The organism is Burkholderia sp. Ac-20392 (genome assembly GCF_017104585.1).
Lineage (GTDB): Bacteria > Pseudomonadota > Gammaproteobacteria > Burkholderiales > Burkholderiaceae > Burkholderia > Burkholderia lata.
Genome location: NZ_JAAGPB010001201.1, coordinates 1 through 347, shown reverse-complemented (window position 1 = coordinate 347; position 347 = coordinate 1). Strand labels below are relative to the sequence as shown.

Genomic DNA, 347 nt, shown 5'->3' with positions numbered 1-347 from the left:
TCCCCTTGAAGGGTCGTTCGAGACCAGGACGTTGATAGGTCAGGTGTGTAAGCGCAGTAATGCGTTCAGCTAACTGATACTAATTGCCCGTAAGGCTTGATCCTATAACAAGTCTGTCTCGCGCTGAACACAGCGCGTCGGACTGGTTGATTCTCGTGTGTGATACACACAACTCAAAATTACTGCTTCTTCCAAGATTGGTTGTGCTGCGAAGCCAGCGCAACAACCCTCTTTGCCTGATGACCATAGCGAGTCGGTCCCACCCCTTCCCATCCCGAACAGGACCGTGAAACGACTCTACGCCGATGATAGTGCGGATTCCCGTGTGAAAGTAGGTAATCGTCAGG

At 51.6% G+C, this 347-nt stretch carries 2 rRNA genes; both read left to right on the top strand.

Annotation, left to right across the window (positions count from 1 at the left end):
* Positions 1-104: ribosomal RNA gene (locus G3N99_RS41615) — 23S ribosomal RNA — on the top strand; the annotation flags it as partial.
* A gap of 131 nt (positions 105-235) precedes the next feature.
* A 5S ribosomal RNA gene (gene rrf / locus G3N99_RS41610) occupies positions 236-347 on the top strand; the annotation flags it as partial.